The sequence below is a fragment of the Enterococcus sp. JNUCC 77 genome (assembly GCF_054819945.1).
This window is the reverse complement of record NZ_JBTHIG010000001.1, coordinates 1601131-1616191: the sequence shown is the minus strand read 5'-3', so window position 1 is coordinate 1616191 and position 15061 is coordinate 1601131. Positions and strand designations below refer to the sequence as shown.

The 15061-nt window shown below is 37.0% G+C and carries 12 protein-coding genes; all 12 read left to right on the top strand.

What is annotated here, in order from left to right; genetic code table 11:
* Positions 1-4 precede the first annotated feature (4 nt).
* Positions 5-886, top strand: a complete 882-nt coding sequence (gene tsf, locus ACVWNY_RS07925; protein WP_218325017.1) for a translation elongation factor Ts — start codon at positions 5-7, stop codon at positions 884-886.
* Between the two features lie 125 nt (positions 887-1011).
* The gene (gene pyrH / locus ACVWNY_RS07920) at positions 1012-1734 is read left to right on the top strand and encodes a UMP kinase (RefSeq protein ID WP_218325018.1); all 723 of its coding nucleotides are present in this window, start codon (positions 1012-1014) and stop codon (positions 1732-1734) included.
* A gap of 1 nt (position 1735) precedes the next feature.
* Positions 1736-2293, top strand: a complete 558-nt coding sequence (gene frr, locus ACVWNY_RS07915; protein WP_218325019.1) for a ribosome recycling factor — start codon at positions 1736-1738, stop codon at positions 2291-2293.
* 155 nt (positions 2294-2448) lie between these two features.
* A complete protein-coding gene (uppS, locus tag ACVWNY_RS07910) occupies positions 2449-3249 on the top strand; it encodes an undecaprenyl pyrophosphate synthase (protein WP_218325020.1) in 801 nt (266 codons plus the stop codon).
* Positions 3246-4037 carry a phosphatidate cytidylyltransferase gene (locus ACVWNY_RS07905; RefSeq protein WP_218325021.1) on the top strand — a complete coding sequence of 264 codons (792 nt, stop codon included), beginning with the start codon at positions 3246-3248 and terminating at the stop codon, positions 4035-4037. Before uppS ends, ACVWNY_RS07905 begins: the two co-directional genes overlap by 4 nt.
* Before the next feature lie 147 nt (positions 4038-4184).
* Complete coding sequence (gene rseP, locus ACVWNY_RS07900; protein ID WP_218325022.1) at positions 4185-5453, top strand: RIP metalloprotease RseP; 1269 nt, start codon at positions 4185-4187, stop codon at positions 5451-5453.
* A 121-nt stretch (positions 5454-5574) separates the two neighbouring features.
* Entirely contained in the window at positions 5575-9912 is a 4338-nt protein-coding gene (locus tag ACVWNY_RS07895; RefSeq protein WP_218325023.1) for a PolC-type DNA polymerase III, read from the top strand.
* Between the two features lie 141 nt (positions 9913-10053).
* Positions 10054-10527 (top strand): ribosome maturation factor RimP, encoded by a 474-nt coding sequence (gene rimP, locus ACVWNY_RS07890; protein WP_218325024.1) that lies wholly within the window; start codon positions 10054-10056, stop codon positions 10525-10527.
* A 12-nt stretch (positions 10528-10539) separates the two neighbouring features.
* Entirely contained in the window at positions 10540-11745 is a 1206-nt protein-coding gene (gene nusA / locus ACVWNY_RS07885; RefSeq protein WP_218325025.1) for a transcription termination factor NusA, read from the top strand.
* 10 nt (positions 11746-11755) lie between these two features.
* Complete coding sequence (rnpM, locus tag ACVWNY_RS07880) at positions 11756-12052, top strand: RNase P modulator RnpM (protein WP_218325026.1); 297 nt, start codon at positions 11756-11758, stop codon at positions 12050-12052.
* Positions 12045-12344 (top strand): YlxQ-related RNA-binding protein, encoded by a 300-nt coding sequence (locus ACVWNY_RS07875; RefSeq protein WP_218325027.1) that lies wholly within the window; start codon positions 12045-12047, stop codon positions 12342-12344. Before rnpM ends, ACVWNY_RS07875 begins: the two co-directional genes overlap by 8 nt.
* A gap of 12 nt (positions 12345-12356) precedes the next feature.
* Positions 12357-15047, top strand: coding sequence for a translation initiation factor IF-2 (gene infB / locus ACVWNY_RS07870; protein WP_218325028.1), 2691 nt, complete (start codon positions 12357-12359; stop codon positions 15045-15047).
* Positions 15048-15061: the final 14 nt, after the last annotated feature.

Here is a 15061-nt window from a genome sequence, read left to right as displayed (position 1 = left end):
TAAAATGGCAAACGTAACAGCTAAATTAGTAAAAGAATTACGCGATATGACAGGCGTAGGTATGATGGATGCTAAAAAAGCATTAGTAGAAGTAGAAGGCGACATGGACAAAGCTGTAGATTTTTTACGGGAAAAAGGAATGTCTAAAGCAGCTAAGAAAAATGATCGTATTGCAGCTGAAGGTTTAGCTTCAGTCGCAATCAACGGAAATTTTGCAGCAATTGTTGAAGTAAACTCAGAAACTGACTTTGTTTCAAAAAATGAAAAATTTCAAAACTTAGTAGCAGAAATCGCTAATTTAGTAGCTGAACATAAACCAGCTGATTTAGATGCAGCAATGGCTCTTAAAGCTTCAAATGGTACAATTTCTGAAGAATTAATCGAAGCAACACAAGTAATTGGTGAAAAAATCAGCTTCCGTCGTTTTAAAGTTTTAGAAAAAGCTGACAATGCTGCTTTCGGTGGTTACTTACACATGGGCGGTCGTATCGCTGTATTAACTGTTTTAGATGGTACAACTGACGAAGCGATTGCTAAAGATGTAGCAATGCATGTGGCAGCAATTAATCCTCGTTATGTAAACGAAAGCCAAATTCCAGCTGAAGAGTTAGAACATGAAAAATCAGTTTTAACTGAACAAGCTTTAAACGAAGGCAAACCTGAAAAAATCGTTGCGAAAATGGTTGAAGGCCGTCTAAACAAATTCAAAGCAGAAATTGCTTTAGTTGACCAACCATTCGTTAAAGATCCAGATATGACAGTTGAAAAATATGTTGAATCTAAAGGTGCTACAGTTAAAGACTTCGTTCGTTTTGAAGTTGGCGAAGGTATCGAAAAACGCGAAGATAACTTTGTTGAAGAAGTTATGAATCAAGTGAAAAAATAAAACTGTTTGAAAAAACAGGATTGGGAACGCATCTTTTGTGCGCTCCCTTTTTTTAAGCATAACTCAATAGGTTTCAGAGAAAATTTATGCTAAAATATGATTAGAGCAACTCTGGAGGTATGACAATGACAGAACCAAGATATCAACGCGTAGTATTAAAAATAAGTGGCGAAGCTTTAGCCGGCGATGAAAGATTTGGTATTAATCCACCAATTATCAAAGAAATCGTAGAAGAAATTAAAGAAGTTCACGAATTAGGTATCGAAATGGCAATTATTGTTGGTGGCGGAAATATTTGGCGTGGAAATGTAGGCGCACAGATGGGTATGGAACGTGCACAAGCAGATTATATGGGCATGTTGGCGACAGTGATGAATGCATTAGCGCTACAAGATGCGTTAGAAAATATTGGTGTACCAACCCGTGTACAAACATCAATCGAAATGCGTCAAATTGCCGAACCATATATTCGCCGTAAAGCAGAACGTCATTTAGAAAAAGGTCGGATTGTTATTTTTGCCGGTGGAACAGGGAATCCATATTTCTCTACTGACACTACTGCAGCATTACGTGCTGCTGAAATTGATGCAGATGTGATTTTAATGGCTAAAAATAATGTTGATGGTGTTTATTCAGCCGATCCTAAATTGGATGCAAATGCCGTTAAGTTCGATGAATTAACTCACTTAGATGTGATTGCTAAAGGATTGCAAGTAATGGATTCGACAGCAAGCTCTCTAAGTATGGATAATGATATTCCAGTCGTAGTTTTCAACTTAAACCAACCAGGTAATATTAAACGAGTTGTTTTGGGAGAAAATATCGGAACAACAGTGAGGGGGAAATAACATGGCAGATGCAGTCATGACAGAAGCAAAAGAAAAAATGAAAAAAGCTGAGGAAGCATTACAACGCCAACTTGGACAAATTAGAGCAGGTCGTGCAAATGCAAGCTTGCTAGATCGGATTACGGTTAATTATTATGGTGCACCAACACCGATTAATCAATTGGCTTCAATTACTATTCCAGAAGCACGGGTATTAATGATTACGCCTTTTGATAAAAGTACAATTGGAGATGTTGAAAAAGCTATTTTAGCTTCTGACATCGGTTTGAATCCAGCAAATGACGGCAATGTCATTCGTTTGGTGATTCCACAATTAACTGAAGAACGTCGTAAAGAATTGGCTAAAGATGTGAAAAAAGAAGCTGAAGGCGCAAAAATTGCTGTCCGTAATGTCCGCCGTGATGTAATGGAAACTTACAAAAAGCAACAAAAAGCCAGTGAAATCACAGAAGATGATTTACGTAATCTAGAAAAAGATATTCAAGCATTGACTGATGCAAGTGTGAAAGAAATCGATAGTATTATCGCTGACAAAGAAAAAGAATTGCTAGAAGGCTAATTCATTGTAAATTTCTTAGAGGAGAGCAAGTTCTTTTCTCTAAGATTTTTTTATTTCTTGAAAAAAGCTAAATATGATTGGTTTGTCATAGGAAAAAGCTTATTTTATTGCTATAATTGCATGTGAATTAAAACGCAGTTAAGAGGAGGAAAAAAATGGTCTTACGATTTTTTCCGCAAAAAGAAAAATATACACCAGAAAAAAGTCAATTAACCTTTGATCCTAAACAAGCTATTCCTAAACATATCGCGATTATCATGGATGGAAATGGTCGTTGGGCTAAAAATCGCCGTTTACCAAGAGTTGCTGGCCATAAAGAAGGCATGGAGACGGTTAAGAAAATTACGAAGCATGCCAATCGTTTAGGGGTAAAAGTATTAACTTTATATGCGTTTTCAACTGAAAATTGGAAGCGTCCCGATGATGAAGTTAACTTTTTGATGCAATTACCTGTCGACTTTTTTGATACTTTTGTGCCAGAGTTAATTGAAGAAAATGTGCAGGTCCATGTTATGGGCTACGAACAATATTTACCGGCCCATACACAAGATGCTGTAAAGCGAGCTATCGAACAGACTGCTACAAACGATGGTCTGGTCTTAAATTTTGCCTTGAATTATGGCAGCCGGGCAGAAATTTTAACAGCTGTAAAAGGTATTGCCACGGAAGTGCAAAACAATCATTTAGCCGTTGAGGAAATTGATGAAACGGTTATGGGTAATCATCTAATGACTGGGTTTTTACCTGAAGATTTGCGAGATCCCGAATTAGTAATTCGTACCAGTGGTGAAGAACGAATCAGTAATTTCTTATTATGGCAGTTAGCCTATAGCGAATTATTTTTTACTAAAGCGTTGTGGCCAGACTTTGATGGGGAACATTTAGAAACCGCCATTGCTGATTTTCAAAAGCGAAACCGACGCTTTGGTGGACTAGACAAGGAGGAGAAAAAATGAGAACAAGAGTAATTACTGCAGTTGTAGCTTTAGCTATTTTTATTCCAATATTATATGTTGGCGGAATAGCAGTCGAAATCGCAGCTGCTGTTCTAGCAGGTGTCGGTGTTTATGAACTTTTTAGAATGCGACAGCTAGCGATCTTAAGCTTTGAAGGAGTATTAGCCATTCTCGGAGCAGTATTTTTAGTTTTTCCAATAAATAAATATCTTTCTTTCTTTGGAGATACAAGCAATTATTTATTATTCTATCTAACAGTGATGATTATTTTAGGATTTTCAGTCATTTCGAAAAATACCTATACTTTTGATGAAGCTGGTTTTCCAGTTTTAGTGAGTTTGTATGTGGGGATGGGTTTTCAAAATTTAGTTGTTGCTCGTTCAGCAGGATTAGCACTATTATTATTTGCCTTTTTTGTTGTTTGGGCGACTGATATCGGTGCCTATATGGTTGGTCGTAGATTTGGCAATCGGAAGCTATGGCCAGATATTTCACCAAATAAAACGGTAGAAGGTGCTTTAGGCGGAATTTTATCCGCAGTTGTTGTGGCAATCATTTTTGTTATCGCGATGCCGGGGATTTTCCAACATAATTTATTGACGATGATTATTTTTACAATTATCTTTTCAATTGTTGGTCAATTTGGTGATTTGGTAGAGTCAGCAATTAAACGGCATTACGGAGTAAAAGACTCAGGGAAAATTTTACCAGGTCATGGCGGCATTTTAGATCGTTTTGACAGTATGTTGTTTGTCTTTCCAATGATGCATTTACTTGGCATTTTTTAAACATAAATTTTGGAGCTATTAAGAAAGTTTTATTTCTTAATGGCTCTTTTTATAAATTTTTTTATCGGTGGATAAAGAAAGATAGGTCTTTTTTAATAAGTATGATAGACTAATAAACAAGAAAATCAGTGAAGGTAGAGGATTTTAATGCGTACAATTATTACGTTTTTGATTGTTTTTGGAGTGTTAGTGATTGTTCATGAATTTGGACATTTCTTTTTTGCAAAGCGAGCAGGAATTTTGGTTCGTGAATTTGCGATTGGTATGGGGCCAAAAATTTATGCTCATATGGGTAAAGATGGCACCACTTATACGATTCGTTTGCTACCAATTGGTGGTTATGTACGGATGGCGGGTTTGGAGGAAGAAGAAACAAACTTGACTCCTGGTATGCCACTTTCAGTTGAGCTGAGTCCTAAAGGTGAAGTACAGAGAATTAATGTTAGTAAAAAAATTCAGTTGCCAAATAGTGTACCAATGGAATTAATTGCTGCCGATTTAGTTGATGATTTAACTTTAAAAGGTTATGTTCACGGTGATGAGAGCCAAGAAGTCGTCTATCCTGTTAATCATGATGCAACTATCATTGAAGAAACTGGAACAGAAGTCCGAATTGCACCGAGAGATGTACAATTCCAATCAGCAAAATTAGGGTCAAGAATTTTAACAAACTTTGCTGGACCAATGAATAATTTTCTTTTAACGATTGTATTATTAATCGCGTTGGCCTTTATTCGTGGTGGCGTGCCAGTAACAAATACTAACCAAATTGGTACCGTTCAAGATAACAGTCCGGCAGAAGCTGCAGGTATAGCTGACGGGGATCGCATCTTATCGATTGATGGAGAAAAAATTAGTAGCTGGAATGATTTGACCGCTATTGTCACCCAAAATCCCGACAAAAAATTAACCATCGAATACAGTCATAATGGAAATAAAGAAACAACTACTTTAACTGCAAAAAGTGTCAAAAGTGGCAATGAAACCATTGGACAAATTGGTGTAACTAATGCCATGAAGACCGGAATTATCGATAAAATTGCCAGTGGTTTTACTGGAGCCTTTGCAATGGTTACCGGATTACTTTCTGCGTTAGGATCTTTATTCACAGGTTTTAGCTTAAATAAATTAGGTGGACCCGTCATGATTTATCAGTTGTCTTCTCAAGCAGCCAGTCAAGGAGTAGCTACGGTGATTAACTTAATGGCTTTCTTATCAATGAATTTAGGAATTGTTAATTTATTACCGATTCCAGCATTTGATGGTGGGAAAATTGTTTTAAACTTTATTGAAGGTATTCGCGGAAAACCGTTAGACCCTGAAAAAGAAGGCATGATCACGATGGTTGGATTTGCTTTTATTATGGTATTGATGGTTCTAGTAACTTGGAATGATATTCAACGTTTTTTCTTTTAAAAAAATTTAATGAAAGATGTGGCAGATATAATCGAGCCGCATCTTTTTGTTTTGTAATGCAAGAAATCGAAAAAAAAGTTATACTGAGAAGTACTTTAAAAAAAGTGAAGGAGATGTCAAGGTGTCTGAAAATCGCGAAATGTTTGAAAATTTATTACAACAAATTGAATTAGCTGATGAAGACCAGCAAAATTCTTTGATGCAAGAAGCAACGATTAAAGAAGTGGTAGTCCATCAAAATTCAAGAGTTTGGGAATTTTATATTCAAACACCTAAAATTTTACCGGCAGAATTATTTTTACGTTTTTATCATCATTTACAAATTGCCTTCAATCAAATTGCCAGTGTAAAACTACATATTGTTCCTTTAGAAAATAATTATGATGAAAAAATATTGCAAGCTTATTGGCAAATCGCGCTTAGAGAGCAAGATTGTGATACGCCATTAGTCAAACAAGTTTTGAGTAAGCCGTTGCCAGTTATTTCTGGTAACCAAATTATTTTGTTAATTGATAATCAACAAGTCATTCCATTTTTGAAGCAACAATATTTACCCTTAATAGAGGAAAATCTAGAAAATTTTGGCTTTCCAAAATTACGTATTGATCCAGAAGTTGACGAAGAACAGGCTCAACGAGTAGTCGAGCTTTTCGAAGAACGTAAAAAAGAGCAAGAAGCTGCAATGCAGGCCCAAGCAGCGGAAAGTATTGCTACTTACGAAAGCAAAAAGAAAGATAAAAAAGCGACTAGTCAAAGCGGTCCAATCCAAATGGGTAGAAATATTCCGACTGATGAAGTGATTACTCCAATGGGCAACATTATCGAAGAAGAACGTCGTGTAACCATTGAAGGCTTTATTTTTGATAAAGAAATCCGTGAGCTGCGTTCGAAACGCAAAATTTTAATCTTGAAAATGACAGATTATACCTCTTCTTTTGTCGTAAAGAAATTCTCCAACGGCGAAAAAGATGAGCAATTGTTTGATGCCATTCCTGAAAAAAGTTGGCTAAAAGTTCGAGGGAGCATTCAAGAAGATACTTTTATGCGAGATTTAGTTATGAATGCACAAGATTTACAGGAAGTAAAACATCCAGAAAGAACAGACAATGCTCCGGCAAAAAGAGTCGAATTACATTTACATTCAAATATGTCTACGATGGATGCTACCAATAATATTAAAGATTTAGTCGCTCAAGCTGGTAAATGGGGACACAAAGCAGTAGCTATTACCGATCACGCAGGAGCGCAATCATTTCCAGATGCCCATGCTGCTGGGAAAAAAGCAGGCGTGAAAATTTTATATGGTGTGGAAGCAAACGTTGTAGATGATGGTGTTGTGATTGCCTATAATGACAGTCATGTTGAATTAAATGAAGCAACTTATGTTGTTTTTGACGTAGAAACAACCGGGCTTTCAGCAGTTTACGATACAATTATTGAATTAGCTGCTGTAAAAATGCATAAAGGAAATGTCGTCGATACCTTTGAAGAATTTATCGATCCAGGCCATCCGTTATCAGAAACCACTATCAATCTAACTGGTATTACTGATGAAATGGTGAGGGGATCTAAATCAGAAAAAAAAGTCATGACACTCTTTGAGAAATTCAGTGAGGGTTCCATCCTAGTTGCCCACAATGCTTCTTTTGATATTGGCTTTATTAATACAACTTACGTTAGAAATAATATGCCAGAAACAAGCAATCCGGTAATTGATACTTTGGAATTGGCTCGATATCTGTACCCGCAATTTAAACGTTTTGGTCTAGGAGTCTTGACTAAGAAATTTGGAATTAATTTAGAACAGCATCACCGGGCAGTCTATGATGCCGAGGCAACTGGACATTTGGCTTGGATTTTCATCAAAGAAGCAATGGAAAATCATCAAATGTTTTATCATGATCAAGTCAATGATCATGTGGGAGAAGGTGATTCTTACAAACGAGCACGACCTTTTCACGTGACTTTATTGGCTAAAAATCAGACAGGACTAAAAGACTTATTCAAGTTAATCTCGATGTCTAACGTGAATTTCTTTGAAAGAGTTCCGCGAATTCCACGCTCTCAGTTAAAAAAATTGCGAGAAAACTTATTAGTCGGTTCAGCTTGTTCAAATGGTGAAATATTTGAAGCGATGATGCAAAAAGGTGTCGAAGAGGCAAAAAATAAAGCGAGTTTCTATGATTACATAGAAGTCATGCCTAAAGCTGTCTACGCACCGTTAATTGAACAAGAGTTAGTCAAAAGCCAGGCTGATTTGGAAGATATTATTAAAAATATTATTCAAATTGGTAAGGATTTAGATAAAATCGTCGTAGCAACAGGTGACGTCCATTACTTAAATGAAGAAGATGGGATTTATCGCAAAATTTTGATTAGTTCAATGGGGGGAGCAAACCCATTAAATCGCCATTCTTTACCTGACGTTCATTTCAGAACAACTGATGAAATGTTGAGAGCTTTTAGCTTTTTAGGTGAAGCATTGGCACAAGAAATTGTGGTAACCAATACAAATGCGATTGCTGATATTTGTGAAGAAATTGTCCCAGTCAAAGATGAATTGTATACGCCGAAAATTCCTGGTTCAGAAGAAGAAATCAAAGAGTTGAGTTATTCGAAAGCCAAAGAATTATACGGCGATCCTTTACCGGAAATTATCGAAAAACGTTTAGAAAAAGAATTGACTTCTATTATTGGTAATGGTTTCTCAGTTATTTATTTGATCTCACAAAAACTAGTTCATAAAAGTAATGAAGATGGCTACTTAGTTGGTTCTCGTGGGTCAGTTGGCTCTAGTTTTGTAGCTACCATGACTGGAATTACCGAAGTGAATCCTTTGCCGCCTCATTACTATTGTCCAAATTGCCAGTATTCAGAATTTTTTGATGATGGCTCTTATGGTTCAGGTTTTGATATGCCGGAAAAAGCTTGTCCGAAATGCAGTACTCGTTTAAATAAAGATGGGCACGATATTCCTTTTGAAACGTTCTTAGGCTTCCATGGTGATAAAGTTCCCGATATTGATTTGAATTTTTCTGGCGATTATCAAGCCAAAGCCCATGATTATACCAAAGTTTTATTTGGTGAGGATTATGTGTTTAGAGCTGGAACAATTGGTACGGTAGCTGATAAAACGGCTTATGGCTTCGTAAAAGGTTATGAACGAGATCATAATTTACATTTTAGAAATGCTGAAATTGATCGTTTGGCTAAAGGTGCAACTGGCGTAAAGCGGACTACTGGTCAGCATCCAGGTGGGATTATTGTTATTCCTGATTACATGGATGTTTACGATTTTACGCCAATTCAATATCCGGCTGATGATCAAGGTTCTGAATGGAAGACGACCCATTTTGATTTCCATTCGATCCATGACAATGTTTTAAAACTAGATATTCTTGGACACGATGATCCGACGGTGATTCGGATGCTGCAAGAACTTTCAGGAATTGATCCGAAAACAATTCCGACAGATGATCAAGAAGTTATGAAAATTTTTTCTGGTCCCCATGTTTTAGGCGTGGAACCTGATCAAATTTTTTCTAAAACTGGGACCTTAGGTATTCCAGAATTTGGTACCCGTTTTGTACGGGGGATGTTGGAAGAAACGCGTCCAACTACTTTTGCAGAATTACTGCAAATTTCAGGGCTATCTCACGGAACCGATGTTTGGTTAGGCAATGCAGAAGAATTAATCTCGCGAGGAGAAGCAACATTGGCTGAAGTAATCGGTTGTCGGGATGATATCATGGTTTATTTAATTCATGCTGGTCTAGATTCTGGGATGGCTTTTAAGATTATGGAAACGGTACGTAAAGGTATGTGGAACAAAATTGATGATGAATTGCGAAATACTTATTTAGCAGCTATGAAAGAAAATAATGTACCTGATTGGTATATTGATTCTTGTTCAAAAATTAAGTATATGTTTCCGAAAGCCCATGCGGCAGCCTATGTATTAATGGCGTTACGGGTAGCTTATTTTAAAGTCTATTTCCCAATTTTATATTACTGTGCCTATTTTTCAGTACGGGCTGACGATTTTGATTTAGTCGCCATGGCGAAAGGTAAAGATGCAGTCAAAGCTGCTATGAAAGCCATCACTGATAAAGGAATGGATGCAACTACGAAAGAGAAAAATCAGTTGACGGTATTAGAATTGTGTAATGAAATGTTGGAACGTGGATTTTCATTTTCAATGATTGATTTATATAAATCCGATGCCCATGATTTTGTGATTGATGGAGATACTTTAATTGCTCCTTTTAGAGCAGTTCCAGGATTAGGGTTAAACGTAGCAAACCAAATTGTTGAAGCAAGAAAAGATGGTATTTTCTTATCGAAAGAAGATTTGGCTACTCGTGGCAAAGTCTCAAAAACGTTAATCGAGTATATGGACAATCAAGGAGTTCTGAAGGATCTACCTGATGAAAATCAGCTTTCACTTTTTGATATGTAAAGAAAAATGAAAGAAACAACATGCAATGAACCATCAGTTGAATTTTCTATAAATTTATGATAGTATTACAAAGTAATCAGATGAGTGAGTGAGGGAGAAATCCCTCACTCTTTTTAATGGATTGAAAAGGAGGCTACAGGCTTGAGCAGTGTAATCGAAACCGTGACAGATTTAGTTACGCCGATTGTTGACAAAGAAAATTTTGAATTAGTGGAAATTGAGTTTGTCAAAGAAGGGAAAAGTTGGTTTTTAAGAATTTTTATTGATAAAGAAGGTGGCATTGATATTGAAGAGTGTGCTTTTGTCAGTGAAAAATTAAGTGAGAAATTAGACGCGTTAGATCCCGATCCGATCCCCCAAGCTTATTTTCTGGAAGTTTCATCTCCTGGTGCAGAACGTCCATTGAAAAAAGAAGCCGACTATCAAAAGGCTTTAGGTGAGTATATCCATATTTCCCTTTATCAAAATATTGAAGGTGAAAAGCAATACGAAGGCTTCTTAAAAGAGTTGACCCAAGAAGAATTGACTTTGACTGTCAAAATTAAAACCCGAAAAAAAGACATTACATTTGATCGAAAAAATATCGCAAAAGCCCGTTTGGCAATTGAGTTTTAGGAGGAAAAATAAATGAGTAAAGAAATGCTTAATGCACTAGACACTCTGGAAGCAGAAAAAGGTATTTCTAAAGAAATCGTGATTGAAGCCCTTGAAGCAGCTTTAGTTTCCGCATATAAAAGACATTATGGACAAGCGCAAAATGTTGAAGTTGATTTCAACCAGAAAAAAGGTGACATTCACGTTTTTGCAGTCAAAGAAGTAACAGAAGAAGTGATGGACTCACAATTAGAAGTTTCTTTAAAAGAAGCCATGACAATCAATCCAGCTTACGAGATTGGTGACAAGATTCGGTTTGAAGTAACACCAAAAGACTTTGGTCGGATTGCTGCACAAACAGCAAAACAAGTTATTTTGCAACGGGTTCGTGAAGCAGAAAGAAACATTATTTACAATGAATACAGCGAATATGAAAATGACATTATGCAAGGAATCGTAGAACGTCAAGACAACCGCTATATTTATGTGAACTTAGGAAAGATTGAAGCTGTTTTATCTAAACAAGATCAAATTCCTAACGAACGTTATCAAGCCCATGATCGAATTAAAGTTTACGTTTCTCGCGTAGAAAACACTTCAAAGGGACCACAAGTCTTTGTTAGTCGTTCACATCCTGATTTATTGCGTCGCTTATTCGAACAAGAAGTACCAGAAGTTTACGATGGTACAGTTGAAATTGTTAGTATCGCTAGAGAAGCAGGCGATCGTGCAAAAGTAGCTGTTCGCTCGAATGATCCTAATATTGACCCAGTTGGTACTTGTGTTGGACCCAAAGGACAACGAGTACAAGCGATTGTCAATGAATTAAAAGGTGAAAATATGGATATTGTTGAATGGAATGAAGATCCGGCAGTATTTATTGCAAATTCTCTAAACCCAGCACAAGTTGAAGATGTCATTTTTGATGTTGAAAATCCGAAAATTTGTACGGTAGTTGTTCCTGATTACCAACTATCATTAGCAATCGGAAAACGGGGCCAAAATGCACGGTTAGCTGCAAAATTAACAGCTCACAAAATTGATATCAAAGCTGAATCGGATATGGAAGAATTTTATGCTAATTATGATGATGGTGATTTTGATGAATCAGCTGAAGCTTTAGCTGAGGTTCCTGAAGTAGAAGTTCCTGTTGAAGAAGTGACAGTTGAAGAAATTACACCAGATATGTCAACAGATGATATTGAAGAAGTAGCTTTTGATGAGGAAACGGAAAACTAGGAGGTCACTGATGAAAAAACGTAAAGTTCCTTTGAGAAAATCAGTCGTTTCAGGTGAGCTTTTTCCCAAAAAAGAATTGGTACGAATCACGAAATCAAAAGATGGTGGAGTAAGTTTAGATCCTACTGGCAAGATGCCGGGTCGCGGTGCATATGTTGCACTAGAACCTAGTGAAGTTGAAAAAGCCTGGGACAAACACTTATTAGATCGCGTTTTAGAGACTGAAATTAGTGATGCTTTTTATCAAGAATTATTGGATTATGTGAAACATCAAAAAGCTAGAAAAGAGCTTTTTAGTAATGAATAAACAAGTCTTAAACATGTTAGGGCTTGCTATGCGTGCAGGCAAACTGATTACTGGAGAAGAACTGACTATTCAAGCAATTCGCAAAAGCAAAGCGAAACTTGTGATTGTCTCAACTGATGCCAGTGAAAATACACAAAAGAAGTTAACTGACAAAAGTCAGTACTATAAAACGCCATGTGTCATCGCGTTAAGTGAGGATGAGGTTATTGCAGCCATTGGCAAACCGCGAAAAGTACTCGCAGTTGTTGATAATGGCTTTGCGAAAAAAATCATGACGTTAATAAAAGGTTAGGAAGGTGATTGCATGGGAAAAAAACGAGTATATGAATTTGCCAAAGAAATCAATCAATCAAGTAAAGAAGTTGTGGAGAAAGCCAATAAGCTAGGAATCCAAGTGACAAACCATATGGGTTCACTTTCAGGAGACGATGAAACCAAGCTGAAAAAGGCTTTTCAACCAGCTGATAAAGTAAACAATACTCCAGCAAAACCAGCAGCTAACCAGCACGAAAAAAATAAATTCCATGGGAAAAGTTCAAAAAATAATCCAAACTTTCAAAATAGAAAAGGAAATAAAGAAAACGTGAATCAAAACCAAAATAATGCAAGACCTAATCGCAACAATCAAAATAATCAAGGGAATCAAAATCGCCCGAATAATAACCAGGCGAATCGATCAGCCCAATCAACACAGAACAGTCGACCACAAAATAACCAACAAAGTCGACCAACTCAAAACGCTGGTGGATCAAACCGTCCAGCCCAAAATACTGGTGGACAAAATCGCCCGACTCAAGGCAATAATCAAAATCGTTCATCTCAAAATACGCAACAAAACAGACCGACTCAAAGCAACCAAAATAGAACGAATGCAAGTGGTCAAAATCATTCGCAACAAAGACCAAATAATCAAAACCGTCCAGCAGCAAATACAAATCAAAATCGTCCAACAAATACTGGACAACAAAACAGTAATCAAAATCGTTCAACTAATAATCAACAAAATCGTCCAACGACTAATAATCAACAAGGGACAAACCAGGGTGGACAAAGTAACACGCAAAATAAAAACAAAAAAACATACAGTAATAACAATCAAAATCGTAATAGCTACGGTGGAAATAGTTATGGTGGCAACCAAAATCGTCGTAACAAGTTCAACAAAAAAGGCAAAAAAGGTCGTCAACAACAAACCAGCAATAAACCGCCAGTGCCAGCACGTAAATTCCGTGAATTACCTGATGTATTAGAATATACTGATGGCATGAACGTGGCAGATATTGCTAAAAAGATTCACCGCGAGCCAGCGGAAATCATCAAAAAATTATTCATGATAGGTGTTATGGTCAACCAAAACCAACCATTGGATAAAGATACGATTGAACTTTTAGCAACTGACTATGGTATGGAAGCCGAAGAAAAAGTACAAGTGGATATTGCTGATATCGATCGGTTCTTTGAAGCTGAAAAAGTTGATGAAGACAAATTAGTACCACGTCCACCAGTTGTAACCATCATGGGTCACGTTGACCATGGTAAAACTACTTTGCTAGATACTTTACGTCATTCTCGAGTAACCAGTGGAGAAGCCGGCGGGATAACGCAACATATCGGTGCTTACCAAATCGATATTAACGGCAAACCAATTACTTTCTTAGATACTCCAGGTCACGCGGCCTTTACAAGCATGCGTGCTCGAGGAGCAAGTATTACAGATATTACTATTTTAGTAGTTGCTGCTGATGACGGAGTAATGCCTCAAACAATTGAAGCAATCAATCACGCGAAAGCGGCAGAAGTGCCAATCATCGTAGCAGTAAATAAGATTGATAAACCAGGCGCTAATCCACAACACGTGATGCAAGAATTAAGTGAGTACGAATTAATTCCTGAAGCATGGGGTGGCGACACAATCTTCGTGGAAATTTCTGCCAAATTCAATCAAAACATTGAAGAACTATTAGAAATGATTCTATTAGTTTCTGAAGTGGAAGATTTGAAAGCTAATCCTAAGCAAGCTGCCATCGGTACAGTTATCGAAGCCCGTTTAGATAAAGGTAAAGGCCCAGTTGCGACTTTATTAGTTCAAGAAGGAACTTTAAATGTCGGGGACCCAATCGTTGTGGGGAATACTTACGGACGTGTCCGAGTAATGACAAATGACATTGGTCGTCGTGATAAAACTGCTGGACCTGCGACACCAGTTGAAATTACTGGTTTAAATGATGTGCCTCAAGCAGGTGACCGTTTTGCCGTCTTTGCAGATGAAAAAACTGCACGTGCTGCCGGTGAAGAGCGAGCTAAACGCGCAATGTTGGTTCAACGAAATGCTAACCAAAGGGTAACTTTAGATAACTTGTTTGAATCATTAAAAGAAGGCGAATTAAAAGCTGTTAATGTCATTATTAAAGCGGACGTTCAAGGTTCTGCGGAAGCTTTAGCTGCTTCATTACAAAAAATTGATGTTGAAGGTGTTCGAGTAAATATCGTCCATTCAGCTGTAGGTGCCATTAACGAAAGTGATGTTACTTTAGCTGCAGCAAGTAATGCGATTATTATCGGATTCAATGTGCGTCCTACACCACAAGCGCGTCAACAAGCTGAAGGTGAAGAAGTTGATATTCGTTTACACCGTATCATTTATAAAGCCATCGAAGAAATCGAAACAGCTATGAAGGGTATGTTGGATCCAGAATTTGAAGAAAAAATTACTGGTCAAATGGTTATCCGTGAAACTTACAAAGTTTCTAAAGTTGGAACGATTGCTGGATGTTATGTGACTGAAGGTTCAATCCAACGAGATAGTGGAATTCGATTAATCCGTGAAGGAATTGTTATTTTTGAAGGCAAACTTGCTAGCTTGAAACGTTTCAAGGATGACGTGAAAGAAGTTAAAATGGGCTACGAATGTGGCGCTATGATTGAAAAATTCAATGATGTAAAAGTTGACGATATTATTGAAGGCTTCATCATGCAAGAAATCGAACAAAAATAAAAAGTTAGATTTTA

Excerpts from the sequence above, each read along its gene's own strand:
- tsf (WP_218325017.1), top strand. The coding sequence starts at position 5 with ATGGCAAACGTAACAGCTAAATTAGTAAAAGAATTACGCGATATGACA.
- frr (WP_218325019.1), top strand. The coding sequence starts at position 1,736 with ATGGCAGATGCAGTCATGACAGAAGCAAAAGAAAAAATGAAAAAAGCT.
- rseP (WP_218325022.1), top strand. The coding sequence starts at position 4,185 with ATGCGTACAATTATTACGTTTTTGATTGTTTTTGGAGTGTTAGTGATT.
- uppS (WP_218325020.1), top strand. The coding sequence starts at position 2,449 with ATGGTCTTACGATTTTTTCCGCAAAAAGAAAAATATACACCAGAAAAA.
- ACVWNY_RS07875 (WP_218325027.1), top strand. The coding sequence starts at position 12,045 with ATGAATAAACAAGTCTTAAACATGTTAGGGCTTGCTATGCGTGCAGGC.
- rnpM (WP_218325026.1), top strand. The coding sequence starts at position 11,756 with ATGAAAAAACGTAAAGTTCCTTTGAGAAAATCAGTCGTTTCAGGTGAG.
- infB (WP_218325028.1), top strand. The coding sequence starts at position 12,357 with ATGGGAAAAAAACGAGTATATGAATTTGCCAAAGAAATCAATCAATCA.
- ACVWNY_RS07905 (WP_218325021.1), top strand. The coding sequence starts at position 3,246 with ATGAGAACAAGAGTAATTACTGCAGTTGTAGCTTTAGCTATTTTTATT.
- nusA (WP_218325025.1), top strand. The coding sequence starts at position 10,540 with ATGAGTAAAGAAATGCTTAATGCACTAGACACTCTGGAAGCAGAAAAA.
- pyrH (WP_218325018.1), top strand. The coding sequence starts at position 1,012 with ATGACAGAACCAAGATATCAACGCGTAGTATTAAAAATAAGTGGCGAA.